This is a genomic window from Stenotrophomonas sp. 82F1 (assembly GCF_056861525.1).
Genome location: NZ_JBSPUD010000012.1, coordinates 1 through 25,473 on the forward strand (window position 1 = coordinate 1; position 25,473 = coordinate 25,473).

The 25,473-nt window shown below is 67.8% G+C and carries 26 protein-coding genes and 1 riboswitch; of the genes, 13 read left to right on the forward strand and 13 right to left on the reverse strand.

Translation table 11 applies throughout. The features are described 5' to 3' along the window. Nucleotides 1-222: 222 nt before the first annotated feature. Nucleotides 223-375: a lana protein gene (locus AC13GI_RS12875; RefSeq protein WP_089238441.1), complete on the forward strand. Its 153-nt coding sequence runs from the start codon at nucleotides 223-225 to the stop codon at nucleotides 373-375. Between the two features lie 57 nt (nucleotides 376-432). Here AC13GI_RS12875 and AC13GI_RS12880 read toward each other — a convergent pair whose 3' ends face one another. Then, complete coding sequence (locus AC13GI_RS12880) at nucleotides 433-912, reverse strand: AsnC family transcriptional regulator (RefSeq protein ID WP_482996486.1); 480 nt, start codon at nucleotides 910-912, stop codon at nucleotides 433-435. A 149-nt stretch (nucleotides 913-1,061) separates the two neighbouring features. Here AC13GI_RS12880 and AC13GI_RS12885 point away from each other — a divergent pair, with 149 nt between their 5' ends. Further along, nucleotides 1,062-2,366: a D-amino acid dehydrogenase gene (locus AC13GI_RS12885; protein WP_482996487.1), complete on the forward strand. Its 1,305-nt coding sequence runs from the start codon at nucleotides 1,062-1,064 to the stop codon at nucleotides 2,364-2,366. After that, a complete protein-coding gene (gene alr, locus AC13GI_RS12890; protein ID WP_482996488.1) occupies nucleotides 2,345-3,415 on the forward strand; it encodes an alanine racemase in 1,071 nt (356 codons plus the stop codon). Before AC13GI_RS12885 ends, alr begins: the two co-directional genes overlap by 22 nt. A gap of 62 nt (nucleotides 3,416-3,477) precedes the next feature. Here alr and AC13GI_RS12895 read toward each other — a convergent pair whose 3' ends face one another. After that, on the reverse strand, nucleotides 3,478-4,044 hold the full coding sequence (locus AC13GI_RS12895; RefSeq protein ID WP_089238446.1) for a DUF3016 domain-containing protein: 567 nt from the start codon (nucleotides 4,042-4,044) through the stop codon (nucleotides 3,478-3,480). A gap of 247 nt (nucleotides 4,045-4,291) precedes the next feature. Here AC13GI_RS12895 and AC13GI_RS12900 point away from each other — a divergent pair, with 247 nt between their 5' ends. Continuing rightward, nucleotides 4,292-6,277 (forward strand): hybrid sensor histidine kinase/response regulator, encoded by a 1,986-nt coding sequence (locus AC13GI_RS12900; protein WP_243380374.1) that lies wholly within the window; start codon nucleotides 4,292-4,294, stop codon nucleotides 6,275-6,277. 44 nt (nucleotides 6,278-6,321) lie between these two features. Beyond that, nucleotides 6,322-6,615: a DUF3247 family protein gene (locus AC13GI_RS12905; RefSeq protein WP_099821582.1), complete on the forward strand. Its 294-nt coding sequence runs from the start codon at nucleotides 6,322-6,324 to the stop codon at nucleotides 6,613-6,615. Nucleotides 6,616-6,700: 85 nt separating this feature from the next. On the opposite strand, the gene AC13GI_RS12910 is transcribed toward AC13GI_RS12905, so the two are convergent. After that, complete coding sequence (locus AC13GI_RS12910; protein ID WP_025878415.1) at nucleotides 6,701-6,964, reverse strand: hypothetical protein; 264 nt, start codon at nucleotides 6,962-6,964, stop codon at nucleotides 6,701-6,703. A 156-nt stretch (nucleotides 6,965-7,120) separates the two neighbouring features. On the opposite strand from AC13GI_RS12910, the gene AC13GI_RS12915 reads away from it, so the two are divergent. Genes AC13GI_RS12915 through AC13GI_RS12925 form a run of 3 tightly spaced genes read left to right on the forward strand, consistent with a single transcriptional unit; the run spans nucleotide 7,121 to nucleotide 9,569 of the window. Next, nucleotides 7,121-8,191 (forward strand): class I SAM-dependent methyltransferase, encoded by a 1,071-nt coding sequence (locus AC13GI_RS12915; RefSeq protein ID WP_346587087.1) that lies wholly within the window; start codon nucleotides 7,121-7,123, stop codon nucleotides 8,189-8,191. After that, nucleotides 8,188-8,889, forward strand: coding sequence for a pseudouridine synthase (locus AC13GI_RS12920; RefSeq protein ID WP_482996489.1), 702 nt, complete (start codon nucleotides 8,188-8,190; stop codon nucleotides 8,887-8,889). Before AC13GI_RS12915 ends, AC13GI_RS12920 begins: the two co-directional genes overlap by 4 nt. Beyond that, nucleotides 8,886-9,569, forward strand: a complete 684-nt coding sequence (locus AC13GI_RS12925; RefSeq protein WP_482996490.1) for an HAD family hydrolase — start codon at nucleotides 8,886-8,888, stop codon at nucleotides 9,567-9,569. Before AC13GI_RS12920 ends, AC13GI_RS12925 begins: the two co-directional genes overlap by 4 nt. A 98-nt stretch (nucleotides 9,570-9,667) precedes the next feature. On the opposite strand, the gene fabB is transcribed toward AC13GI_RS12925, so the two are convergent. Beyond that, on the reverse strand, nucleotides 9,668-10,876 hold the full coding sequence (gene fabB / locus AC13GI_RS12930) for a beta-ketoacyl-ACP synthase I (RefSeq protein ID WP_025878419.1): 1,209 nt from the start codon (nucleotides 10,874-10,876) through the stop codon (nucleotides 9,668-9,670). Further along, a complete protein-coding gene (fabA, locus tag AC13GI_RS12935; RefSeq protein ID WP_025878420.1) occupies nucleotides 10,876-11,391 on the reverse strand; it encodes a 3-hydroxyacyl-[acyl-carrier-protein] dehydratase FabA in 516 nt (171 codons plus the stop codon). The genes fabB and fabA overlap by 1 nt, the downstream gene beginning before the upstream one ends. Before the next feature lie 191 nt (nucleotides 11,392-11,582). Between fabA and dinB the strand changes: the two genes are divergently transcribed. Further along, nucleotides 11,583-12,671, forward strand: a complete 1,089-nt coding sequence (gene dinB, locus AC13GI_RS12940) for a DNA polymerase IV (RefSeq protein ID WP_482996491.1) — start codon at nucleotides 11,583-11,585, stop codon at nucleotides 12,669-12,671. Between the two features lie 299 nt (nucleotides 12,672-12,970). Here dinB and AC13GI_RS12945 read toward each other — a convergent pair whose 3' ends face one another. Beyond that, nucleotides 12,971-13,882, reverse strand: coding sequence for an MBL fold metallo-hydrolase (locus AC13GI_RS12945; RefSeq protein WP_482996492.1), 912 nt, complete (start codon nucleotides 13,880-13,882; stop codon nucleotides 12,971-12,973). Nucleotides 13,883-14,046: 164 nt separating this feature from the next. Further along, nucleotides 14,047-14,685, reverse strand: a complete 639-nt coding sequence (locus AC13GI_RS12950) for an NAD(P)-dependent oxidoreductase (RefSeq protein WP_482996493.1) — start codon at nucleotides 14,683-14,685, stop codon at nucleotides 14,047-14,049. A gap of 105 nt (nucleotides 14,686-14,790) precedes the next feature. Here AC13GI_RS12950 and AC13GI_RS12955 point away from each other — a divergent pair, with 105 nt between their 5' ends. Both AC13GI_RS12955 and gph read left to right on the forward strand, forming a co-directional pair. Continuing rightward, nucleotides 14,791-15,720 (forward strand): LysR family transcriptional regulator, encoded by a 930-nt coding sequence (locus AC13GI_RS12955; RefSeq protein ID WP_482996494.1) that lies wholly within the window; start codon nucleotides 14,791-14,793, stop codon nucleotides 15,718-15,720. 127 nt (nucleotides 15,721-15,847) lie between these two features. After that, the gene (gene gph / locus AC13GI_RS12960) at nucleotides 15,848-16,516 is read left to right on the forward strand and encodes a phosphoglycolate phosphatase (protein ID WP_482996495.1); all 669 of its coding nucleotides are present in this window, start codon (nucleotides 15,848-15,850) and stop codon (nucleotides 16,514-16,516) included. Between the two features lie 87 nt (nucleotides 16,517-16,603). On the opposite strand, the gene btuB is transcribed toward gph, so the two are convergent. Next, nucleotides 16,604-18,445 carry a TonB-dependent vitamin B12 receptor gene (btuB, locus tag AC13GI_RS12965; protein WP_482996496.1) on the reverse strand — a complete coding sequence of 614 codons (1,842 nt, stop codon included), beginning with the start codon at nucleotides 18,443-18,445 and terminating at the stop codon, nucleotides 16,604-16,606. Between the two features lie 117 nt (nucleotides 18,446-18,562). Further along, a riboswitch (cobalamin riboswitch) is annotated at nucleotides 18,563-18,783 on the reverse strand. A 176-nt stretch (nucleotides 18,784-18,959) separates the two neighbouring features. On the opposite strand from btuB, the gene AC13GI_RS12970 reads away from it, so the two are divergent. Beyond that, nucleotides 18,960-19,538: a histidine phosphatase family protein gene (locus AC13GI_RS12970; RefSeq protein ID WP_482996552.1), complete on the forward strand. Its 579-nt coding sequence runs from the start codon at nucleotides 18,960-18,962 to the stop codon at nucleotides 19,536-19,538. Nucleotides 19,539-19,622: 84 nt separating this feature from the next. On the opposite strand, the gene AC13GI_RS12975 is transcribed toward AC13GI_RS12970, so the two are convergent. Both AC13GI_RS12975 and AC13GI_RS12980 read right to left on the reverse strand, forming a co-directional pair. Next, nucleotides 19,623-19,985, reverse strand: a complete 363-nt coding sequence (locus tag AC13GI_RS12975) for a TfoX/Sxy family protein (RefSeq protein ID WP_482996497.1) — start codon at nucleotides 19,983-19,985, stop codon at nucleotides 19,623-19,625. Continuing rightward, nucleotides 19,982-20,464 carry a GAF domain-containing protein gene (locus AC13GI_RS12980; RefSeq protein ID WP_205405366.1) on the reverse strand — a complete coding sequence of 161 codons (483 nt, stop codon included), beginning with the start codon at nucleotides 20,462-20,464 and terminating at the stop codon, nucleotides 19,982-19,984. Before AC13GI_RS12980 ends, AC13GI_RS12975 begins: the two co-directional genes overlap by 4 nt. A 68-nt stretch (nucleotides 20,465-20,532) precedes the next feature. Between AC13GI_RS12980 and bioD the strand changes: the two genes are divergently transcribed. Continuing rightward, complete coding sequence (gene bioD, locus AC13GI_RS12985; RefSeq protein ID WP_099821594.1) at nucleotides 20,533-21,219, forward strand: dethiobiotin synthase; 687 nt, start codon at nucleotides 20,533-20,535, stop codon at nucleotides 21,217-21,219. A gap of 82 nt (nucleotides 21,220-21,301) precedes the next feature. Here bioD and AC13GI_RS12990 read toward each other — a convergent pair whose 3' ends face one another. The 3 genes from AC13GI_RS12990 to AC13GI_RS13000 all read right to left on the reverse strand — a co-directional run bounded on the left by AC13GI_RS12990 (nucleotide 21,302) and on the right by AC13GI_RS13000 (nucleotide 25,472). Next, nucleotides 21,302-22,744, reverse strand: a complete 1,443-nt coding sequence (locus AC13GI_RS12990; protein ID WP_482996498.1) for an aminotransferase-like domain-containing protein — start codon at nucleotides 22,742-22,744, stop codon at nucleotides 21,302-21,304. Between the two features lie 212 nt (nucleotides 22,745-22,956). Further along, a complete protein-coding gene (msrA, locus tag AC13GI_RS12995) occupies nucleotides 22,957-23,694 on the reverse strand; it encodes a peptide-methionine (S)-S-oxide reductase MsrA (protein ID WP_482996499.1) in 738 nt (245 codons plus the stop codon). A 14-nt stretch (nucleotides 23,695-23,708) separates the two neighbouring features. Then, nucleotides 23,709-25,472, reverse strand: coding sequence for a cytochrome c biogenesis protein DipZ (locus tag AC13GI_RS13000; RefSeq protein WP_482996500.1), 1,764 nt, complete (start codon nucleotides 25,470-25,472; stop codon nucleotides 23,709-23,711). Nucleotide 25,473 lies beyond the last annotated feature (1 nt).

Here is a 25,473-nt window from a genome sequence, read left to right on the forward strand (position 1 = left end):
CCCCCCCCCCCGGCCCACGCGCAGCGCCGCACCAGGCTCCAGCCACGAGGGGCTCAGCCGTTGGCAGGAAACCCGCCACCCACATGAACGCCGGAAAACAGCCCCCGCCCTGCACACCCCGCATCACCCGTTTTTCGCCTGCGATTAACCGCGCCAGGACCACGGTGGACCTGCGCCGGCATCCCCGCCGTCGCGCTTCCCTCGTCCCCTTGGAATACGATCATGGCCAACCAGCAGAACCGTCATCCCGGCAAGGAACAGCAGGGCAAAACACCGCAGGACCAGCAGCGCCAGCAGCAACAGCAACAGCAGCCGAACGAGCAGCAGAAGAAGAATCCGCAACAGGGTTCCATGAAGAACCCGCAGCAGCGTTGATGCAGCCAGGGGCCAGAGCCCGTGCTACGGGATCTGGTCCCGCTGCCGCCGGTCGATTCAATCGGGAATCGGCAGCGACCAGGTCTCCTTGACCTCTTCCATCACGATGTAGCTCTTCGATTCACGCGCATGCGGCAGGGTCAGCAGGGTGCTGCCAAGCAGCTTGCGATACGAAGCCATCTCGCTGATCCGCGCTTTCAGCAGGTAATCGAAATCGCCCGACACCAGATGGCATTCCAGCACGTTGGGCAGCTTCAGCGCCGCCCGCCGGAACTCCTCGAAGATGTCACCGGACTTGTAGGCCAGGCTGATCTCCACGAACACCAGCAGGCTGGCTTTCAGCGCCGACGGGTCCAGGTGGGCGTGATAGCCGGTGATCACTGCTTCGCGCTCCAACCGGCGCACGCGCTCGGTACACGGGGTGGTCGACAGACCGACCCGTTCGCCCAGCTCGGTGAAGGAAATGCGGCCTTCGCCCTGCAGGATGCGCAGGATCTTGCGGTCGATCTTGTCCAGTTCGCGGGGGCGGGTGGTCATGGCCGTCAACCTCGGGGAATGAATCAGAGGAAAATATCCTGCCTGCATTCCTAAAATCAGGCAAATCACCTAGGAACGTAAGAATATACTTCCCCGATTGTGGCCCCTGCGCACCCAAATGCAGGGAATGATCGGGTTGGAGAATTCCCATGCGAGTCCTAGTTCTCGGCAGCGGCGTGATCGGCACCACCAGTGCCTGGTACCTGCGACAGGCCGGGTTTGAAGTCACGGTCGTCGACCGCCAGCCCGGTCCCGCGCTGGAAACCAGCTTCGCCAATGCCGGCCAGCTGTCCTTCGGCTACACCTCGCCGTGGGCCGCCCCGGGCGTGCCGAAGAAGGCCATCGGTTGGCTGTTCGAGAAGCACGCGCCGCTGGCGATCAAGCCGGGCATGGACCTGGCCCAGTACCGCTGGTTGTGGCAGATGCTGCGCAACTGCACCCACGAGCGCTACGCGATCAACAAGGCGCGCATGGTGCGCATGTCCGAGTACAGCCGCGACTGCCTGAACGAGCTGCGCGCGCAGATCGGCATCGATTTCGAAGGGCGCGACCTGGGCACCACCCAGCTGTTCCGCACCCAGCAGCAGCTGGATGCCTCGGCGCAGGACATCGAGATCCTGGCCCAGTACGGCGTGCCGTACGAAGTGCTGGATCGCGCCGGCATCATCAAGGCCGAGCCCGCGCTGGCCCACGTCGATGGCCTGGTCGGCGCGCTGCGCCTGCCGCGCGACCAGACCGGCGATTGCCAGCTGTTCACCCGCCGTCTGGCGCAGATGGCGGCCGAAGCGGGCGTCGAGTTCCGCTACGACCAGGACATCACCGGCGTGGAATTCGACGGCGACCGCATCACCGGCGTGCGCATCGGCGGCAAGCTGGAAACCGCGGACCGCTTCGTGGTCGCACTGGGCAGCTATTCGCCGGCAATGGTTGCGCCGCTGGGCATGCGCCTGCCGGTGTACCCGCTGAAGGGCTACTCGCTGACCCTGCCGATCACCGACCCGGCGATGGCGCCGACCTCGACCATCCTCGATGAGAGCTACAAGGTGGCGGTCACCCGCTTCGACAACCGCATCCGCGTCGGCGGCATGGCCGAAGTGGCCGGCTTCGACCTGTCGCTGTCGCCGCGTCGCCGCGAGACGCTGGAACTGGTGGTGCGCGATCTGTACCCGAAGGGCGGTGACCTGGCCAAGGCCGAGTTCTGGACCGGCCTGCGCCCGGCTACGCCGGACGGCACGCCGGTGATCGGCGCCACGCCGTTCCGCAACCTGTTCCTCAACACCGGCCACGGCACGCTGGGTTGGACCATGGCCTGCGGCTCGGGCCGCTACCTGGCCGACCTGATGAGCGCGCGCCAGCCGCAGATCAGCACCGAAGGCCTGGATATCTTCCGCTACGGCCAGTACCGCCACGCCCCGCAACATGAGAACCGCACATGCGTCCTGCCCGCGCGCTGATCGACCTGGGCGCACTGCGCAGCAACTACCGCCTGGCCCGTGAACTGGGCGGTGGCAAGGCGCTGGCGATCATCAAGGCCGATGCCTATGGCCATGGTGCGGTGCGCTGCGCGCAGGCACTGGAAGGTGAGGCCGACGGCTTCGGTGTGGCCACGATTGAAGAGGCGCTGGAACTGCGCCAGGCCGGTATCCGTGCCCCGATCCTGCTGCTGGAAGGCATCTTCGAGCCGAGCGAAATGACGCTGGTGGCCGAGCATGACCTGTGGTTCTCGGTCGGTTCGCCGTGGCAGCTGGAAGCGCTGGCCGCGTTCGACAGCCCGCGCCCGCTGACGGTGTGGCTGAAGCTGGACAGTGGCATGCACCGGCTGGGCCTGGACGTGGCCGGTTTCCGCGCCGCGCACGCGCGCGTGTCGGCACTGCCGCAGGTGGCGCGCATCGTACTGATGACCCACCTGGCGCGCGCCGATGAGCTGGACAGCGAGCGCACCCATGAGCAGGCCGCGACCTTCGTGGAGGCCATCGAAGGCCTGCAAGGTGAGACCAGCGTCTGCAATTCGCCGGCGCTGCTGGGCTGGCCGGATGTGTGCAGTGACTGGGTGCGCCCGGGCCTGATGCTGTACGGGGCCAACCCGCTGCCGGACAACAGCGAACTCACTGCGCGCCTGCGCCCGGTGATGACGATGCAGTCCAAGGTGATCGCCGAGCGCTGGATCGAGGCCGGTGAGCCGGTCGGCTACGGTGCGCGTTTCGTCGCCAAGGCACGCACACGCGTGGGCGTGGTCGCACTGGGCTATGCCGATGGCTATCCGCAGTTCGCGCCCAACGGCACCCCGCTGCTGATCGATGGCCAACCCGGTGGGCTGATCGGCCGGGTGTCGATGGACATGCTGACCGTGGACCTGACCGCGCATGCGCAGGCCGGCGTCGGCAGCGTGGTGGAGCTGTGGGGCACTGCGCCGACCCTTTCGGAGTTGGCGCCGCGCTGCGGCGTCAGTGCTTACCAGCTGCCATGCGGCGTCAAGCGCGTGGCACGCGTCTACCAGGATTGACCGGCTCTGGTAGCGGCCGACCTTGGTCGGCGCTTTGAATGCGTGTCGACCAAGGTCGACACCTACCGGGCAGCGGTGACGCGCGAGGTCAGCTGGCGCTTCACCCAATCATCGATCAGGCGCTTTTCATAGCGCAGCGGATCGGTATCGCTCTTCAGGCCGATGTTGTGCAGGTAGCCGCTGTCGCTCAGGCGGGCGTCGCCTTCATCGATGATGCGCCCGCTGGCATCCTTCAGCGTGTACTGCAGGGTGATCCGCGGCGGGTAGATGTCGCGCATGATCCGGATGTCGCTGCCACGCGGGCCGTGCCAAGGCTCGTAGTCGCCCGCGCGCTTGATATCGACCAGGGTCACGTCCAGCGTCTGCCCGGCCTGCAGTGGCTTGGCGGCGCTGGTCTGCACGTAACGTGCCAGCTGCTGCACCCAGTCCCCACGTTCAGCCTCGAAGCGGTTGCTGCTCTGACGGAGCTCGGTGAACTTCGCCGGATCGTCCCACTTCACGCTGACCGGGCCATCGGCCTGCAGCGCGCGCGGTGCGTCGGGCGCGGTTACCGTGCGCGGCGCGGCGGCCACGCTGCCCACGGCAAGCATGCCGGCCAGCAGCAGGGCGGTTGAAAGCGAACCTTTCATGGCAGTCTCCTGCGTCCCCGAAGCGGGGAGGGTGATGATCTCGGATCGAGTGTGATCCCGCTGGAGGGCCGCAGCAATGGTCAGTAGCGTCAAATGCGTCAACAGTTGCCGCCAATTCATGGTCGTCAACCGTGACTGACGGCGCTTGACGCTGTGAATACGCGCTCTGGAAGATGCTGTACCTCCATCCGGTCTTTTCACGACGCCCTTGTCCACACTGCCGCCCCTCGTGGAGCGCTCACCCTTGATGGTGCCGACGCCCGAAACTGACCTGCACCATGGCGTGCTTGAGCGCATCAACGCAGGTTTCTGTGTGATCCAGGTGCTGTTCGATGGCGACGAGGCGATCGATTACCGCTTCCTCGAGGTCAACGACGCTTTCGAGCGCCACACCGGCCTGAAGGATGCCTGTGGCAAGCGCATGAGCGCGCTGGAGCCGCAGCACGAAGGCGACTGGTTCCGCATCTATGGCGAAGTCGCCCGGACCGGGCGACCGGCCCAGTTCGAGATGGAGGCACGTGCCCTGGGGCGTACGTTCGCCGTTGATGCCGTTCGGGTGGGGCGGCCAGGCGAGGACAAGGTCGGCATCCTGTTCTTCGATGTGACCGCGCGCAAGCAGATGGAAGTGGAACTGGGCGAGAGCGAGGCCCGTTTCAGTGCGTTGGCCGATGGCCTGCCGATGCCGGTGTGGGTGCTGGATGAGCGCGGCCACGCCCGTTTCGTCAACAGTGCCTTCAGCGAGTTCTTCGGCGGCGACGAGAACCGCGTGCCGGAAGATGTCTGGCGCGGCCTGGTGCATCCCGACGATGCCTCGGTGTTCGAATACGAACTGCAGGAAGCACTGAAAGCGCAGCGTTCGATGCACGCGCTGGTGCGCGCCCGCCGTGCCGATGGACAGTGGCGCTGGCTGGAAATGAACGCGCGTCCGCGCTTCTCGCGGATGGGCCGCTTCATCGGCCTGGCCGGCAGCAGCCCGGACGTCACCGAGCGTCGCGAGATCGAACTGGCGCGCGAGGAGCTGCTGCAGTCCGAGCGCGCCGCGCGCAGTGCTGCGGAAAACATGGCGCGGCTGAAGGATGAGTTCCTGGCCACGCTGTCGCACGAGCTGCGCACGCCGCTGACCACGATCCTGGGCTGGAGCGAACTGCTGCTGCAGCGCGTCGATGCCACCAGCCCGCTGTACAAGGGCCTGGGGGTGATCGCCAACAGTGCCACCGCGCAGAAGCGGTTGATCTCGGACATGCTCGATCTCAGCAGCATGCTGCTGGGCAAGGTGCAGCTGGAAGTGGAAGTGCTGGATCTGCGCGACCAGTTGAACGAAGCGATGGGCGCGCAGGAGCTGGTGGCCGAGGGCAAGGCGCTGGACGTCACCCTGCAGCTGCCGGCGCAGGCCTGCCAGGTGCTGGGCGATGCCACCCGGCTGCAGCAGGTGTTCTGGAACCTGCTGTCCAACGCGATCAAGTTCACCCCGGCCGAAGGCCGCATCGACGTGCAGCTGCAGGCCGATGGCAACTACTGGACGATCACCGTGCGCGATACCGGCGACGGCATCGCGCCGGAGTTCCTGAACCATCTGTTCAGCCGCTTCCGCCAGGCCGACGGCACCACCACCCGCCGCCACGGCGGTCTGGGCCTGGGCCTGGCCATCGTGCAGCAGCTGGTCGAACTGCACGGCGGTACGGTCAGCGCGGCCAGCGATGGCCACGGTCACGGTTCCACCTTCACTGTGCGCCTGCCGCAGCACCTGCCCGATGCCGAGCGGCGTCCGCTGCGTGAGGTCGTCAGCGGTCCGATCCTGGAGCCGATGGTGGTCGAGCCCTACCCGCTGCGCGGCCTGCATGTGCTGGCGGTGGAAGACCAGCCAGAAGTGCTGGAGTACCTGCGGCGCATGCTGGAAGAGCAGGGCGCCAGCGTGTCCGCGGCCAGTTCCGCAGGCGAGGCGCTGGCGCTGCTGGCCGACAATGGCCACCTGCAGTACCACGTGCTGCTGACCGATATCGGCATGCCGGGCATGGATGGCTATGGCCTGGTGAGCACGCTGCGACAGGATCTGGGCGTGGATGCCGCCGCACTGCCAGCGGTGGCGGTGACGGCGCTGGCGCGCGCGGACGACCGACGTCGCGCGCTGGCCTCGGGCTTCCAGGAACACGTGGCCAAGCCGTACTCGGTGGCCCAGCTGGTAGGTGTCGTGCGGCGCGTGCAGGCCACGCGCGGGGACGGACTGCTGCACTGAGCATTCACGGCCAATCGGCGACCCTGCAGAGCAGGAGGTCGCCGATGTCCCGTATTGCTCCCCGCATCCATACCGATCCAGCGCAGATCACGCGCCTGGAAGCCCTGCTGCCACAGTTGCGCGGCGAAACCCAGGTGCAGCTGACCCTGCACGATGGCCGCCGCCTGCTGGGCACGGTTGCGGTGCAGCCGACGCTGCAGCAGTACCGCAACGACGCCGGCGACGAAGGCAGCAACGGCCAGCTGCGGCTGGATGACCTCGATACGCCGGTGCAGCAGCATCACGTGTGGTTGGATGAAATCGCCAGCATCCGCGAGCTGCCGCCCACAGCGCCTTGATCCGATGTAGAGCCGAGCCCATGCTCGGCTGCCGTCCGCGCAGCTGCGCCGCCGCCCGAGCATGGGCTCGGGCGCTACAGGCCTGTCAGTGCTCGAACAGCGTTGCCGTCGCCTCGAACCTGCGCGCATAGGCGCGCTCCTCGGCTACGCGGGTCACTTCATCGTCTGCCAAGTCCGGCGCGCCATACACGGCGTAGGCCACACTGCCATCGGCGCCGTGGCCGACCTGGTGCAGGCGGTAGCGGGAATGACCACCGCCGGTGTCCTCCGGGTAATGCACGGGGGGATGGCTGCCTTCCAGGTCCATTTCACTGTTGTCGACAACACCTCCGACGAACAAGGCACGCATGCAGGATCTCCAGGAGTTGCGGGGGAGCTTCTACCCTGAACGCTGGCATGTTGCTGCGGCATCAAGGCAACGTTGAAGTTTCGCAAAGCGGCGGCCGGGGCCGGGCAGGACAAGCCGGTACAATGGACGGCCCTCACGCTTCCAGTACCCGCGCCGATGGCATCCAGCGACGACGCCCCCCTGCAGACCCTGTTCCTGCCGTTCTCCAGCGGCGCCCTGCGCTGGCCGGAGGGGCCGGTGGCCTTCCTGCGCGCCCGTGACGGCTGGCCTCTGCGCGAGCAGGCCGGCGGCCGCGAGGTCGACTGCGAGCAGAGCTTCGCTCCGTTCGCGCAGCCGCTGCAGCAGGCCGCTGGCTGGACCGTCAGCGGCCAGCTGGATGATGTTGCCGGCCGCGGCCGTTACCCGCTGGTGCTGGTGCTGCCGCCGCGCCAGCGTGAGGAAGCCCGCGCGCTGTTCGCCCGCGCCCTGGCGCTGGTCGCCGAGGGGGGCCGCATCGTGGCCTGCCAGCACAACAACGAGGGCGCCCGCTCCGGCGAAGGCGACCTCAAGCAGTTGGCCGGCCTCGGCGGCAGCCTGACCAAGAACCACTGCCGCGTGTTCTGGACCGCGCCGCTGCAGGGCCAGCACGATGTGGACGTGGCCAAGCGCTGGGGCAGCCTGGACGCGGTGCGGCCGATCGTCGGCGGCCGTTTCCTCAGCCGACCGGGCGTGTTCGCCTGGGACCGCATCGACCCGGCCTCGGCGCTGCTGGCCGAACACCTGCCGGCCGACCTGGCCGGGCGTGCGGCCGACCTCGGTGCCGGTTACGGCTACCTGTCGCGCGAGCTGCTGGAGCGCTGCCCGAAGATCACCGCGCTGGACCTGTACGAGGCCGAGAAGCGCGCGCTGGACCTGGCCGAACTCAATCTTGCGCCGCCGCCGCGCCCGGTGCCGCTGCGCTTCCTGTGGCGTGATGTCACCGCCGGTATCGAGCCGGACTACGACGTCATCATCAGCAACCCGCCGTTCCACACGCCCTCGCGTGCGGATCGCCCGGACATCGGCCAGCGCTTCATCGCCGTGGCCGCGCAGGCGCTGCGCCCGGGTGGGCGCCTGTACGTGGTGGCCAACCGCCACCTGCCGTACGAGTACACGCTCAATGAGAGCTTCGGCGCGGTGCGCGTGGTTGCCGAGCGCGATGGCTTCAAGCTGGTCGAGGCGGTGAAGGGCAAGGGGAAGGGTCGGTGAAACTGGTCAAGCTCATCGCCAACCTCGGCTACGGCAGCCGCAAGCAGGTGCAGTGGATGTTCCGCGAAGGCCGCGTCACCGACGCCGACGGCGAGGTGCTGTATGCCGACGACCAGGTGCCGCATGAAGCGGTGCGCGTCGACGGCGAGCCGCTGGATCCGCCGGTGGGCCTGTCGCTGGCGATGCACAAGCCGGCCGGCTACACCTGTTCGACCAAGGACAAGGGCCGCCTGATCTACGACCTGCTGCCGCCGCGCTTCCGCGACCGCGACCCGGTGCTGTCCACCGTCGGCCGCCTGGACCGCGAGACCAGCGGCCTGCTGCTGCTGACCGACGACGGCAACCTGCTGCACCGGATCATTTCGCCGAAGTCGAAGCTGCCCAAGGTCTACGAAGTGGAGCTGGCTGAAGACCTGCGCGGTGACGAGGTGGCGCTGTTTGCCAGCGGCACGCTGATGCTGGAAGCGGAGAAGACGCCCCTGCTGCCGGCTGAACTGCAGGTGCTCGGGCCGCGCAAGGCGCGCCTGGTACTGCACGAAGGTCGCTACCATCAGGTACGCCGCATGTTCGCTGCCGCAGGCAACCACGTGCAGGCACTGCATCGCAGCCGTGTCGGTGGCCTGGACCTGCAGGGACTGGCCGAAGGGCAATGGCGGCTGCTGACCTCCACCGATCTGGATACGCTGTTCGCTCCATGACCTCCATCGCTGCGCTGCCGTTCCTGCCTGACGCCGTCATCTTCGACATGGACGGCCTGATGATCGACAGCGAGCGTGTATCGCTTGCGTGCTGGAGCGAGGCCGCAGAGGCGTTTGGCCTGCCGCTGGATGCCAGCTTCTTCGTGCGCATGGTCGGTCTTGGCGACCGCGACAGCCAAGCGCTGCTGCGCCAGCAGGGGATCGAAGACAGCGTGATCGAGGCGATGGCCGCGCGTTGTCATGATCTGTACGAGGAACGCACCCAGACCGGCCTGCCGTTGCGTCCGGGCATCCTGGAACTGCTTGAGTTGTTGAAGTCGCACGCGGTGCCGCGTGCGGTGGCGACCTCGACACGGCAACCGCGGGCCAACCGCAAGCTGGCCGCGACCGGGTTGCTGCCGTACTTCGATGCGGTGATCGCCGGTGGCGACGTGGCGCGGGCCAAGCCGGCACCGGATATCTACCTGCTGGCCGCGCAGCGGCTGGGCAAGGCACCGGAACGCTGCCTGGCGCTGGAGGATTCCCCGGCCGGCACGCGTGCCGCGCTGGCGGCGGGCATGACCGTGATCCAGGTGCCGGACCTGGTGCATCCCGATGAAGAACTGCGTGCGTTGGGCCACCGCATCGTCGGCTCGCTGGTGGACGCCCACGCACTGCTGCTGCCGCTGTTGCCAAGGTAGCTGCCAACCTTGGTTGGCACTGAGCCGAGCATAGGCTCGGCTCTACATCCCTGGCAACCGCTCTGGTAGGTGCCAACCTTGGTTGGCACGCTTTCAGATCACACCCTGCCGAACACCAGCGCCGCGTTGGTGCCACCGAAGCCGAAGCTGTTGGACATCACCGTGTCCAGCTTCTGCTCGCGGCTTTCGCGCAGGATCGGGAAGCCTTCCACCCTCGGGTCCAGCTCACCGATGTTGGCCGAACCGGCCACGAAGCCGTCGCGCATCATCAGCAGGCAGTAGATCGCTTCATGCACGCTGGCAGCGCCCAGCGAATGGCCCGACAGCGCCTTGGTCGAGGACAGCGGCGGAATCGCATCGCCGAACACCTCGCGGATCGCACCCAGCTCGGTCACATCGCCCAGCGGGGTCGAGGTGCCGTGGGTGTTGAGGTAATCCAGCGGACGATCGACGTTCTGCAGCGCCATCTTCATGCAGCGCACGGCGCCTTCGCCGGACGGGGCGACCATGTCGGCGCCATCGGAGGTCACGCCATAACCGATCAGCTCGGCATGGATGTGCGCGCCACGTGCCACGGCGTGGTCGTAATCCTCCAGCACCAGCATGCCGCCACCGCCGGCGATGACGAAGCCATCGCGGTCCTTGTCATACGGGCGCGAGGCGCTGGCGGGGGTGTCGTTGAAGCTGGTGGACAGTGCGCCCATCGCATCGAACATCACGCTCATCGACCAGTGCAGGTCTTCACCGCCGCCGGCGAACATGATGTCCTGCGCGCCGTGGCGGATGAGGTCGGCAGCCGCACCGATGCAGTGCGCCGAGGTCGCGCAGGCGGCCGACAGCGAGTAGCTGACGCCCTTGATCTGGAATGCGGTGGCCAGGCAGGCCGACACGGTCGAGCACATCGTGCGCGGCACCATGTACGGACCCACCTTGCGCACGCCACGGCTGCGCAGCAGATCCACCGCACCCACCTGCCATTCGCTGGAGCCACCGCCGGAACCGGCGATCAGGCCGGTGCGCAGGCCACTGACCTGTTCCGGGGTCAGCCCCGCATCGGTGATGGCATCGGCCATCGCCAGGTAGGCGAAGGCGGCGGCATCGCTCATGAAGCGCTTCTGCTTGCGATCGATCAGCGCGTCCAGGTCGAGGTCGACGCGACCGCCGACCTGGCTGCGCAGGCCGGCTTCGGCGTGGTCGGCCAGCGCGGTGATGCCGGCGCGGCTCTCGCGCAGGGCAGCCGAAACGGTATCCAGATCATTGCCGAGGCAGGACGTGATGCCCATGCCGGTGATGACGACGCGACGCATCAGAAGCTCCCGGTTTCAGTGAACAGGCCCACGCGCAGGTCGCGGGCGTTGTAGATCTCGCGGTCGTCCACGTACATGCGCGCGTCGGACTGGGCCATCACCAGCTTGCGGTTGATGACGCGGCTGATGTCGATCTCGTAGCGCACCAGCTTCGCGTCTGGCAGCACCTGGCCGGTGAACTTCACTTCGCCGCAGCCCAGGGCGCGGCCCTTGCCGGGGGCACCCAGCCAGGTGAGGAAGAAGCCGGTCAGCTGCCACATGGCATCCAGACCCAGGCAGCCGGGCATCACCGGGTCGCCGATGAAGTGGCAGCCGAAGAACCACAGGTCCGGGCGGATATCCAGTTCGGCGCGTACCATGCCCTTGCCATGCGGTCCGCCGTCCTCGCGGATTTCGGTGATGCGGTCGAACATCAGCATCGGGTCGTTGGGCAACCGGCCGGCGGCAGCGCCGAACAGTTCACCGCGTGCGCTGGCCAGCAGCTGGTCGCGGTTGAACGCGTGGAGACGAGTCATGGAAAGCGCAATCCTGGAAGCGAAAACAAGGCAACGAGTTCCCGAGGATGCACGACGGATCAGGCGGATATCAAACCGCGTCTCCGTACGCGTGCGTAGTGTTTTCAGCTGAAACCACGCATCCCGTTGATGCACAACGACCATACTTCGGCGTCTGGACGGGTACGGTGCAGGTATCATGTGGGCCAACCATGAACGCACTGCGCAAGATCATCCACGTCGACATGGACGCCTTCTACGCGTCGGTGGAGCAGCGCGACGACCTGTCACTGCGCGGTAAGCCGGTGGTGGTGGCATGGCGCGGCGCGCGTTCAGTGGTGTGTGCGGCCTCGTACGAGGCGCGCGTGTTCGGCGTGCGTTCGGCGATGCCGGCCCTGCGCGCCGAGCGCCTGTGCCCGGATGCGATCTTCGTGCCGCCGGACTTCGCACGTTACAAGGCGGTGTCGCGCCACGTGCGCGAGATCTTCCTGCGCCATACCGACCTGGTCGAGCCGTTGTCGCTGGACGAGGCCTATCTGGATGTCACGGTGCCGAAGAGCGACATCGAACTGGCCACCGACATCGCCCGCACCATCCGCGCGCAGATCCGCGAGGAAACCCAGCTGACTGCTTCCGCCGGGATCGCGCCGAACAAGTTCCTGGCCAAGATCGCCTCGGACTGGCGCAAGCCTGACGGCCAGTTCGTGATTCCGCCGCAGCGGGTGGACGCATTCCTGCTGCCGCTGCCGGTGAACCGCGTGCCCGGTGTCGGCAAGGTGATGGAAGGCAAGCTGGCAGCGCGCGGCATCGTCACCTGCGGCGACCTGCGGCAGTGGACGCTGCCGGACCTGGAAGAAGCCTTCGGCAGCTTCGGCCGCAGCCTGTACAACCGCGCACGCGGTGTCGACGAGCGGCCGGTGGAACCTGACCAGCAGGTGCAGTCGATCTCCTCCGAAGACACCTTCGCCGAGGACCTGTTGCTGGAAGACCTGGCTGAAGCGATCGTGCAGCTGGCCGAGAAGACCTGGCATGCCACGCGCAAGACCGAACGCATCGGCCACACCGTGGTGCTGAAATTGAAGACCGCGCAGTTCCGCCTCCTTACCCGCAGCTTCACCCCGGAACGCCCGCCCGAGTCGATGGAAGAACTTCGCGACATCGCACTTTCATTGCGCGCCCGCGTCGACCTACCCGCCGACACCCGCTACCGCCTGGTCGGCGTCGGCCTCGGCGGCTTCCGCGAAAAAGAGCCGGTGGTGCAGGGCGAATTGTTCGAGCACACCCAGACCGATCGTCCCTGATCGTTCATCCACGCATGGCGTGGATCGAAGTGTCGACCAAGGTCGACACCTACCAACAGCAGCGGATACCAACAGCAGCGGGAACATGTCGAAGGCGGGGTGGGTCCGGTTGCGGGGGTGTCCGCGGCATGGATGCCGCGGCCAAGCCTACAGGGACGTATTCACGGCGTCCCCCGCAACCGGACCCACCCCGCCAACCCACGGAATGCCCGCTTTTGCCGTTGCCGTTGCCGTTGCCGTTGCCGTTGCCGTCGATTCGGCAGGTGCAGGGCGCAGCCCTGCAAAAGAAAACCCCTACCTTACGGCCACTGCATCTCGCCCTTGGCCACCTTCGCACTCAACTCCAGCGACGCCACGCCCGCCAGCTTCGGATAGCGCGCCTGCATCGCCTTCACCAACGCCGCACTGTCCTTGGCCTTGGCCGTTTCAGCATCGAAGGCGCGGATGTACTCCGCCGTGAAGCGCAGTGCACTGGCATCCAGCGCCGCACCCTCCGCGTAATGACCGGGCACCACCACCTTCGGCTTCAACACCTGCAGCTGCTGCAGCGTGCGCAGCCAATCGGCATGCGACTGCGGCGTCTGCGTATCGGCCATCCACACATGCTCGCCGGCCACCACCGGAATGCCGCCGACGATCGCACGCAGCGACGGCACCCACAGCACGCTGCGGTCCGGCGTCGGTCCATCCAGGCCGATCAACGGCAGGCGCTGGCCTTCCAGCTGCAGTGCATCGCCTTCCAGTACCGCTGGCACCACGATGCGTGCGGGGGCGTCGGCGCCCATCTTCGGCCCCCAGTACGCCAGCTTGCCGGCCTGGGATTCACGGATATGCGCCACGGTCTGCGCGGTGGCGACGATGCGCGCCTGCGGGAACGCGTCCTGCACGGTAGCCAGGCCGAAGTAATAGTCCGGATCGCCATGGCTGATGTAGATGGTGGTCAGTCGCTTGCCGCTGGCGCGGATCTGCTCGACCAGCCGGCGCGCATCGCCGGCAGCGAACTGCGCGTTGACCAGGATCGCGTCGTTGCGCCCTTCGATCAGCACCGAAGACACCGAGAACATCGCCTGCGGGCCGGGATGGAAGGTCTGCAGGCGCAGCTGGGATTTCGCGGCGCTGGCAGGCGCAGGCGCGGCCGGTGCGGCCAGCAGCGGGGTGCTGGCGAAGCTGGCAGCCAGCGCGAGGGGAAGCAGCAGGGCAGCGGTACGCATGGGGAATTCCTCGTGTAGAGCCGAGCCACGCTCGGCTGCATGTTTGCGTTGAGCCGAGCGTGAGCTACGCCGGGCGTCCTTGCCCGGCCCCCTGCGGGCCGTCGCAAGCGACGTTGGCAACGGCTCCTGCCGTTGCCTTCGGCTCTATAGAACAAGCGTGTCGATCAATATGCGGCCGTGATGATCTGCTTCGGGTACTTGCGCGCTTCCAGTTCGGCGACGAACGCGGCGCCGTAGTCGGCGTAGCTGATGCGGCTGTGGCCGCTGGCATCGGCGAGGAAGGCCTTGGGCTGCACGCGATACTGCCCACGCTCGTCACCCGGGCCGATTTCGGCCGCCGGCGAGAAGAAGGTCCAGTCCAGGTCATCCACTGCCTGCAGGCGGTTGAAGGCTTCACGGTGGGCCAGCGCGTAGGGCTTGTAGGCCTCCGGGAAGGTGGGGGTGTCGACCAGCTGCACGCCGGGGGCGACTTCCAGGCTGCCGGCGCCACCGACCACCACCAGGCGCGGCACGTTGGCCTTGCGGGCGGCGTCGGCCAGCTGCGCGGCAACCTCGCCGACGCGGCCGATGTCGTCGCCCGGGCGCGGGCCGTAGGCGCTGGCCAGCACATCGTGGCCGGCAATGGCGGCGACCAGGGCATCCTGGTCGTCCAGCGAGGCGATGACCGGATGGGCGCCGGCCAGCTCGGCCGGCAGGTCCTGCGCGCTGCGCACGATGACGGTCAGTTGGTGGCCGTTGGCCAGCGCGTGGCGGGCGATCTGGCGGCCGATGTTGCCGGTGGCACCGACGAGGGCGATCTTCATGGCAGGACTCCGTGGGGTAGGGCGGGGGAATGAGGCCACTGTAGGCCGCTGCAGTCGCTCGAAAAACAGCGTATAACGCGCTTGTTTGTTGCATGGATCGAGCAGATGGACCGATTGACCGCCATGACCGTGTTCGTCGAGGTCGCCGAGCGCGGCAGCCTGACCGCCGCCGCCGAGGTGCTGGACATGTCGCGGGCGATGGTCAGCCGCTACCTGGCCGAAGTAGAAGGCTGGCTGGGTGCGCGGCTGCTGCACCGGACCACGCGGCGGGTCAGCCTGACCGGGGCAGGTGAAGCCGCGCTGGCGCGTTTCCGGCAGATGCTGGCGATCGGCGATGAACTGCAGGGCGAGCTGGCCAGCGACGATCCTGAGCCGCACGGCACATTGCGCATCACCGCCAGCGTGTCGTTCGGGCAGAGTCATCTGGCGCGCGCAGTGGCCGCCTTCGTGCAGCGCCATCCGGCCGCACGCATCGAACTGCTGCTGGTCGACCGCACGGTCAACCTGGTGGAGGAGCGCGTCGACCTGGCGGTGCGCATCGCAAGGCAGATCGATCCCAGCCTGATCGCACGTCGCTTGGCGATCTGCCGCTCGGTGCTGTGCGCGACGCCGGCCTACCTGCAGGCGCGTGGCACGCCGACCGCACCCGAACACCTCGCCGTGCACAACTGCCTGACCCATCACTACGTCGGCAAGAGCCTATGGCAGCTGCATCGCGAAGGGCGTTCGTTGTCGGTTGCGGTGGGCGGCAACATCAGTGCCAATGAAGCATCGCTGCTGCTGGAGGCCGTCCGCGCCAATGCAGGCATCGCCATGTTGCCGACCTACCAGGTCGCACCGTTGCTGCGCAGTGGCGAACTGATCGAACTGCTGCCCGAGTACAGCCTGGACGAGCTCGGCATCCATGCGGTGTACGCGTCGCGTCGACAGCAGCCCGCCATCATGCGGCGATTCCTGGACTTCCTCGCCGAGTGCTTCGCGAGCCCGGCCTTCCAGGATCTGGACTGGCGTCCTTCGGGCAAGGAGAACACATGAACCATGGACAGGCGTTGATCGACCACGACCGTGCCGCCTGGGACCGCCAGGCCAGCCGCGCACGCCGGATCGGCTGAAAGCGCGGGCGTACAATGGACGGCCCCACGTTGCACGAGTGAGCCGTCCCTTGTCGTATCCCTATCCGCTGGTCGTGTTCGACCTCGATGGCACGCTGGTCGACAGCGCCGCCGATATCGCCGAAGCACTGAACCGCACGCTGCAAGACATCGGCCTGGCACGCGTACCCGAAGCCACCGTGCTGGGCTGGATCGGCGACGGCGTGCGCCGGCTGGTCGAACAGGCGGTGCAGGCTGCCGGGCGCGAAATCGACCTGGCAGCGGTGATGCCGACGTTCATGGTCCACTACCGCGAATGCCTGCTGCGCAGCCCGCGGCTGTTCGATGGCGTGGTGGAAGCGCTGGCAGGATTGCGCGCGCTGAACGTACCGCTGGCCATCTGCACCAACAAGCCGGCCGCGCTGGTGCCGCCGTTGCTGCAGCACCTGGGCATCGCCGAGGCCTTCGCGCTGGTGCTGGGCGGTGATTCGCTGCCGCAGCGCAAGCCCAGCGGCGAGCCGTTGCGGCATATCGCCGCGCATTTCGAACTGCCCGTTGATGCGTGCCTGATGGTGGGCGACTCGCTTACCGATTACCGCGCCGCCGAAGACGCCGGCATGCCGATCGCGCTGGTGCGTTACGGCTATCCGCGCGGACTGGACCTGGACAACGCGCACGCTGTCGCGGTGATCTACGATCTGCGCGAGCTGCCGGGGTTGGCTGCAGGCATTCCGGTGTAGAGCCGAGCCTGCGCTCGGCTCTACAAGTAGATCGACGCCATGCGTCGATGGCATCTGGGGGCGCCGGGCAATGCCCGGCGCCCCTTTTCACTTCGGCTGGTAACGCACGCTCAGCTGGTACTCGCGACCGGGCTGGTTGAACCACGCCACGGTCTCGTACGCGCGGTCGAACACATTGGCCACCCGCGCCAGCACCGACCATGCCGGGGTCAGCGCATATTCGGCGCGCAGATCCAGCGTGCCGTAGCCGCCGACCTTCACCGCGTTGGCGGCATCGTCGTAGCGCTTGCCCGCGCCCTGCACGGTCAGCCCGGTGCGGAAATCACCGAAGCGGCGGTCGATGTCCAGGCGCGCGGTCTGCTGCGCACGGCGTGCCAGCCAGTTGTCGAACTGCGCGCTGCCGCGGGTGCGGTTGCGCGGATCGGTGAAGCTGAGCTGCGCATTGATGTCGAAGCCGGCCACGGTGGCGCCGCCGGTCAGTTCCGCACCGCGGATGCGTGCCTTTTCGACCTGCTGCATGCGGAAGGTGGCCGCGTCATAGGTGATCAGGTCATCGATGCGGGTCTCGTACACGTCCAGGCCCCAACGCCAGCCCTGGCCCTGCTGCGAGATGCCGAGGTTGGCACTCTTGGACTTCTCCGGGTCCAGCGTCGGCACGCCGCTCCATGGGTCGTACAGGTCGCTGAAGGTCGGCGCCTTGAACGCGGTGCCGTAGCTGGCGTTGGCGCGCAGGCCATGGCCCAGCTCCATCGCCCAGCCGAGGCTGCCGGTGGCGTGGTTGCCGAACTGCTGGTTGTCGTCGTTGCGCGCGCTGGCCTGCAGCTGGTGACGGCCGAAACGCGCCTGGTACTGCAGGAACACGCCGGTATTGCGGCGGCTGTCGACCAAGTAGCCGGCGCTGCTGCCGTCCAGGTTGTCTTCGCTCCAGTCCACGCCGGCGCTGAGCAGCTGGCCTTCGGCCACACCGAGGTCGGCCTGCAGCGAAGCGCTGTCACGGTGCGTCTGTGCGCTGCCGCGTGCACCGAAATCACCGAAGTTGTCGGACTCGTAGTCGCTGCGGCCGACATTGGCAGTCAGCGTCAGCCGCTCGGACGGGGTGTAGCGCACCTTGCCGGCCAGCACCTGCTGGCGGGTCTCGGAGTAGTTGTAGTAGCCGTCGTAGTGGTTCTTGCCGTCGGCACGCAGGGCGCTGCCTTCCACGGTCCACTGGTCGCTCAGGTTGTACCCACCACGCAGGCTCTTGGACAGGTTGCGGTAGCCATCGCGGTCGGGTTCATCGGCGAAGCAGCCGGTGAACAGCGTGGCCGAACCGCGGCAGGCATCGATGCCGTCCGAATGCTGGTAGGCGATGTCGGCGCCGAACCAGCCGCGTTCGGTGCCACCGCCGATGCCGCCACTGGCTTCACGCAGGCCGTTGCTGCCGCCCCCCAGCTGGAAGTGCGGCGCGAAGTCGCCCTGGTTGCGGCGGGTGAAGATCTGGATCACGCCACCGATGGCGTCGGCACCGTACAGGCTGGACTGCGGGCCGCGCACGATTTCCACGCGCTCGATCTGCGCCAGCGGCAGGTCCTGGTACATCGCCAGGCCGAGATCGGCGCTGTTGATGCGCACGCCATCGACCAGCACCACGGTATGCGAGGAGTTGGTGCCACGCAGGAACAGCGAGCTCTGCTTGCCCAGGCCACCGGCATTGGTCAGGTTGATGCCGGCGCGTCCCTGCAGCAGTTCCTGCAGCGAGGTGGCCTGGCTGGATTCGATCTGCGCACGGTCGATCACCTGCGCAGGCGCGATGCTGTCCTGCAGGGCGATCGGCGTGCGGGTGGCGGTGACCAGCACCTGGTCGAGGTCGGCGGCACCATCATCGGCCAGGGCCAATGCAGGAAGTGCGGCCAGCACGGCCAGGGACAGCATTCGGGACTGCAGTTTCATCGGGGGACTCCAGGTGCCGCGCACGCCCGCGCAGCGAAGGGGAGGAGTCACAACAGGCAGGCACGCGCCGATGCCGCGGCCATCGCCACAGGCATCCAGCGCCATGCCCACCGCATCGCGACCTGAGGCTTCCGGGCCGGTCTCCGGGCTCGCCGCCGGGTGGCCCGAGGCCACCGTCCAGGCGCCTTCCCATGCCTGCGGCACAGTGGCGGGTTGCCTGGAACTGACGTGCTTACCGTTGCGGGGGCAGCGCCGGCATGGCGTGTTGTCACGCGTCACCGGCTTCCCGTTTCAACCTGCCGGCAGGGCCGCAGGTCACCTGGAAGTGCGCGCAGTCTACGGCATCGCGGCCGACCCGTAGCGTTGAACCTGCGCGCCTGGACAGGCGCGAATGCACCTGCACGGTGCAGCAGACCTGCGCCAGCGCCTAGAATGCAGCTCGAATTATCGTGGTGCCGTTGCCGATGTCCGTCTGTTTTCCGCTGTTCCCGCGCCGCCCGTACTGGGCACGCGCATGATCCTCGACCTGGTCCGCCATGCCGGCAACGGTCGTGATGAGTTCCTTGATGGCCGCAGCGATCCGCCGCAGCTGGCCCGCTTGCCGCAGGAGCTGGTCGATGCCTATGCCGGGCAGTCGTGGGAACGGGTGATCAGTTCGCCGCGCCTGCGCTCGCTGCATACGGCGATGGCACTGGCCACACCGCGCGCGCTGGACGTGGAGACGGACGAGGAGTGGGAAGAGCTGGATTTCGGCGACTGGGATGGCCAATCGCTGTTCGACCTGCCGGAAGCCGCGTTGGCCGCCTTCCACGCCGATCCGCACGCGTTTCCGCCGCCGCATGGCGAGAGCTGGGGCCACTTCGAACGGCGCATCGCACGCGCGCTGGATCGACTGCTGGATGACGACGACCCGGCGCCGACGGTCGTGGTCAGCCACGGCGGTCCACTGCGCATGGTGCTGTCGCAGGTGTGTGGCCTGCCGATGTCGCTGTGCTGGGCGCTGCGCATCGACCACGGAACACGCCTGCGGGTGTGGGTCGAGCGCGGTGAAACGGGACTGGTGGGCGAGCTGCTGGAACTGCAGCAGCCCTGACGAATCCGGTAGCGCCGGGCCATGCCCGGCGGATTCCACATCACCCGCGCTACGCGCTCGCCGGGCATGGCCCGGCGCTACCGATCAATCCTCGTCGGTGCTTTCGGCCGCGCTTTCTTCGCCGTCGTCCTCGGCGTCGAAGCGCTGCTCATGCACCGGGCCTGATGCCGGACCTGCCGCCTTCAGCGGATGCACGGCGATACGCGCTTCGTAGTCCTGCACCAGCGCGGTGCGCTGCGCTTCGCTCAGTTCCTGCCAGTGGCAATCCAGCAGCGCACCTTCCAGCGAATACAGCAGGTTGAGGCTGGGCTTGAAGCCGGCACGCTTGACCTTGACGAAGGCGCCGACGGCACCGATGGCAACCAGATCCTCGCGGCTGCGCAGGCCCACTTGGCGCAGCCATGCCGCACTCTTCGGGCCGATGTTGCGCAGCTTGACCGCGCTCACGCCAACGCCCCGACGAACACCTGGGCGATGGCTTCCAGACCGGCCTGGTCTTCAGCATCGAAGCGGCCGACGACCGGGCTGTCGATATCGAACACGCCGATCAGCTCCTCACCCCGGACCAGCGGCACCACCAGCTCCGAGCGCGATGCGGCATCGCAGGCGATATGGCCGGGAAAGGCCTCCACGTCTTCGATGCGCTGGGTCACGCGCTGGCTGGCGGCCGCACCACACACGCCCTTGTCCAGCGGAATGCGCACGCAGGCCGGCAGGCCCTGGAACGGACCGACCACCAGTTCCTTGCCGTCATACAGGTAGAAGCCCACCCAGTTCAGGTCGGGCAGGGCGTGGTAGACCAGTGCAGCGAGGTTGGCCGCATTGGCGATGCGGTCGGACTCGCCGTAGACCAGGCCACGGGCCTGTTCCAGCAGCTGGGCGTATTGTTCCGGCTTGCTGCCGGTGAGCGAGGCGTTGGCGAACATGGCCGCAGTCTAGCAAGCGTGCCGGGCCGGCGATAATGCACACACTGTTTCCCCGTTGGAGCCCATCGATGCCGTTGCCCGCCACGCTGCCGCCTGCCCTGTTCGTCACCGGCACCGATACCGAGATCGGCAAGACCGCCGCCAGTACCGCGCTGCTGCACGCGCTGCGCCGGCGCGGCCTGCGCGCGGTGGGCATGAAGCCGGTGGCCAGCGGCAGCCACGATCCGGGGCAGGGGCTGCGCAACGACGACGCGCTGGCGCTGCAGGCCGCCAGCCTGCCGGTGCCGGACTACGCCGATCTGAACCCCTACGCATTGCGCCAGCCGTTGGCGCCGGAGCTGGCGGCGGCAGAAGATGGCGTGCACATCGAACTGGCCCCGATCGTGGCGGCCTTCGAACGCCTGCGCGCACAGGCCGACGTGGTGGTGGTCGAAGGCGTGGGCGGCTGGCTGGCGCCGCTGTCGGCGCAGCTGGACCAGCGTGATCTGGTGCGAGCGCTGCGGCTGCCGGTGGTGCTGGTGGTCGGCATGCGCCTGGGCTGCGTCAACCACGCGCGGTTGACCGCGCAATCGCTGCAGGCAAGCGGCGTGGACTGCGTGGGCTGGATCGGCAACCACATCGATCCGTCGATGCAACGCCAGGATGAGAATTTCGCGACCCTGCAGCAGCGCCTGCCGATGCCCTGCTGGGGACGGCTGCCGCATCTGCCGGAAGCCGGTGGCGAAGCATTGAGCACACACCTGCACGACGCGTGAGGGTAGCGCCGGGCCATGCCCGGCGAGCGCGCAGCGCGGCAGGCAGAGAAGCCGCCGGGCGTGGCCCGGCGCTACCGATCCATCAGCGTGCCACCAGCTCCCGCGCGATCGCACCCAACCGTTCCACCGCACCGATGAAGCGCGCGTCCAGGGTCTGGCAGCACGACAGCCGCAGGCAGTGCCGGTACCGCGCGCCACGCGAATACACCTGGCCCGGCATGAACACGATGTCCTCTGCCAGTGCGCGCTCGAACAGTTCACGGGTGTCCACGCCCGGCAGTTCCAGCCACAGCAGGAAGCCGCCCTGCGGCTCGGTCGCGCGGGTGCCGGCAGGGAAATGTTCGGCCACCAGTTGCCGCAGGCGACCGACCTGTTCGCGGTACAGGCGGCGCATGCGATGCAGGTGGTGCTCGTAACTGCCTGCTTCCAGGTAGGCGGCCACCGCATCACCGAGCAGCTGCGGTTCGCCGCCGGTGGACTGGAATTTGAGCAGCGCGATGCGTTCGGCGAAGCGTCCTCCATCGAGCCAGCCGATCCGGTAGTCCGGCGCCAGCGTCTTTGAAAAGCCACCGACCACCATCACCCAGCCATCGCGGTCGAACGCCTTCAGCAAGGGGGCCGGCGGCTCGCAGAACTGCAGTTCGGCATACACCGCGTCTTCGATCAGCGGCAGCTGGCGCGCGTTGACCAGCTCGGCAAGGCGTTGCTTGTCGGCGATCGGCATCGTGCAGCCAAGAGGGTTGTGTACGGTCGGCATCACCACCAGCGCCGCCAGCGGTGTGTGCTCCAGCAGTGCGTCCAGCGCATCCACGTCCAGACCGCGCTGCGGATGGGTGGGCAGTTCGATCGGCTGCAGGCCGAGGGTGGTCAGCAACGGGTACAGGTTGAAGTACGAGGGCGCCTCGATGCCGACGGCATCACCGGCCTGGGTGACTGCGCGCAGCGCCAGCTGCAGTGCCTCCATCGCGCCGTGGGTCAACAGCAGGCGATCGGCATGGGTATGCAGGCCCAGCCGGGGCCCACGCCGCACGATCTGCGCCAGCAGGCGCTGCGAACCGTTGGGACGGGCGTAGGTTTCCACGGTCTGCTGACCATGGCGCAGAACCTGCGCGGTGTGCCGGGCCAGCTGCGCGCCCGGGTAGAACTGTCGTCCGCGTGGGCCGGCAAAGGCCAGGTCGACCACACCGGGGCGGCGCTGTGCTTCCAGCACGCGGGCCATCAGCACCTGCTGCAGCGGCGCGGTCGGTGCGGACGGAGCATCGCGCAGCGATCGCTGCGGCGCCGACAATCGTGGCGCGACTTCGAAGCCGGCCTTCGGCCGCGGAATGACCAGCCCTGCATCTTCCAGCTGGCGATAGGCCGCAATCACGGTGTTCAGGCTGAGCTGGCGCTGCGAAGCCATCTGCCGCAGCGACGGCAACCGGCTGCCGACCGGCAGGCGCCCGCCGTGGATGGCTTCAGCCAGCTCGTCCGACAGCCGCTGGTAGCGGGGTGGGATCATCGTGGTGGTGTCTTCTGTATCCATCGACTCGACCCGCATCTGGTTCTGTACCCATGATGCCGACGAGCCTAGCATGTCGTTGTCGGCCGGGCCTGATCGGGGCCGGGTCGATACTTCCCAAGCGCACGGCCCTGTGGCCGTGCGTCTTTTTCTGTTGTGTGTAGAGCCGAGCCCATGCTCGGCTGCTCTTCCGCCAACAGCAGCCGAGCATGGGCCCGGCTCTACAGAAGAGGGGGTCACCGCATCGGTACCAGCGCCGGATCGCGCCGGTACAACGCCGGGAACTGCTTGCCCAGCGCGGCCAGCTTGGGCGCGTCGTAATAGCGGATGTACGCGGCCTGCGGGTAGTTGCTCATGTAGTTCTGGTGGTAGCTCTCGGCGGGGTAGAAGCGCTGTCCACTGCCCACCTGGGTAACGATCGGCGCGCGGTAGCTGCCGGCCTGGCCGAGCTGGCCGATGTAGGCGCGGCTTGCTGCCAGCTGGCGCGTGTCATCGACGAAGATCGCCGAGCGGTACTGGCTGCCGTGATCGGGTCCCTGGCGGTTGAGCTGGGTCGGGTCGTGCGCCACCGAGAAGAACACCTGCATCAGCTGCCCATAGCTGACCTGGCGCGGGTCGTAGTCCACCTTCACCGCTTCGGCGTGGCCCGTGCGGCCACCGCTGACGCGCTCATAGCGGGCATCGGTGGCACTGCCTCCGATGTAACCGGACACCGCGTTGCTCACGCCTTTGACGTGCTGGAACACGCCCTGCACGCCCCAGAAACACCCGCCGGCGAAGACCACGCTGGCATGGCTGGCGTCATCGCCGAACGCCGCATCGCCGCTGGGCGCAGGCAACGCCTGCACCTGCGCCGTGGGCTCGGCTGCTGCGGCCACCGCGCCGTGGTCCACCAGCAGCACACCCGCGATCAGCGCGGTGGCAACCAGGCCGGCGACGCCGGCGGCAATGCCCTGTTCGAAGGAGAGTTTCATCATGTGCTCCCGGTTCAACCGAAGGTGAAGGCGTAGGCCTGCACGCCTGCGTCAAGGAATTCGATCTCGAAACGATGCGGACCGATCGTGCCGCGCTGGCGGATCAGCTGGTACAGACGGTGTTCGTTGACGGTGCCGGTGCCATCGGCGGCCACGTCCGCACCGGCATCAGCCGCTGGCAGTGGCTTGCCATCGAGCAGCACGCGGAAGCGCACCGGCGTTCCGTCCTCGCCCGGTGCCAGCACCAGATGCAGGTCGCGGGCATGGAACTGGAAAGCGATGCGCCCGCCGGCCTGCCGCAGCTGTGCCGCTTCATCGTTGACCCGCCACTGCCCGGACAGGCCCCATTGGTTCAGCGCCAGGGTGGACGGCAGCGCGTAGCCGAAGGCTGCGTCGGCACGCTGCCCGCCCGGCGAGGCGAACTGCTTGGCACGTGCGTGGCCCAGGTAGGTTTCCGGCGAGCGCAGGTTGCCCATGTCGGCCTGCGTGGCTACGCCCTGCAGGTCGGCCGCAGCGGGGTCTGCAGGCGGTGGCAGGTCGGTCTGCCCGGCTTCCACCAGCAGACGGCGGATCACCTGTTCGGAGTGCGCGTAGTTGCCCTCGCCGAACTGATGGCCGCGGATGTTGCCCTGCGCGTCGATGAAGTAGTGCGCCGGCCAGTAGCGGTTGTTGAACCCGCGCCAGATCGCATATTGGTTGTCGAGCGCGACCGGGTATTCGACCTTCAGCTGCTGCACGGCCTTCATCACGTTGCGCGGGTCGCGCTCGAAGGCGAACTCCGGCGTATGCACGCCGACCACCACCAGGCCATGGTCGCGGTAGCGCTGCGCCCACTCGTGCACGAACGGCATCGCGCGCAGGCAGTTGATGCAGGAGTAGGTCCAGAAATCGATCAGCACCACCTTGCCGCGCAGCTGCTCCGCACTCAGCGGTGGGCTGTTGAGCCAGCCGGTGGCGCCGTCCAGCGAAGGCAGTGTGCCTTCCACTGGCAGCGGCGCGCCTGCCTGCCCGGCCGCCATCATCATCATCGGCGGTGCTGCCGGTTGCGCGTCGGGCACGGCGTCCAGCAGGACCTGCTCGATGCGCGCGGTGCTGACCGCGGACAGGCGGGTCAGCAGGCCGGTGTCCCAGCCCAGGCCGATCGCCACTACCGCCAGCAGCGCGGCCACACCCAGCACCCGGCGCAGCACATTGCCCAGGCCGAGCCGGGTCTGCAGGGCACGGAACACGCGGCCACCCACCCACACTGCCAGCGCCAGTGCGGTGACTGCGCCCAGCGCGTAGGCCAGCAGCAGCGAACTGGTGCCGACGCTGGCGCCGTTCAGGGCGGCGCCGGTCAGCACCAGGCCAAGAATCGGGCCGGCGCAGGGCGCCCACAGCAGGCCGGTGGCAATGCCGATCAGCAGGGAGGTCCAGGCGCCGCCACGGCCGGCCGCATCCGCGGCGTCGGCGCGCGCGCTCAGCCGCGCACCGATGCGCTGGAACGGCGCCAGCAGATGGTCGGCCAGGGTCGGCCACAGCAGCGCGACGGCGAACACGGCCATCAGCACCAGTGCCACCCAGCGGCCGATCTGGTTGGCCTGCGCCACCCACTGGCTGCCGACCGCGGCCAGGCTGGCGACCACGGTGAAGGTCAGCGCCATGCCCACCAGCAGCGGCAGGGTGCTGCGCAGGAAAGGACGATCGGCGCGTGCGAACACGAACGGCAGCACCGGCAGGATGCACGGGCTGAGCAGGGTCAGCACGCCCCCGAGATAGGCAAGCAGCAACAGCAGCATC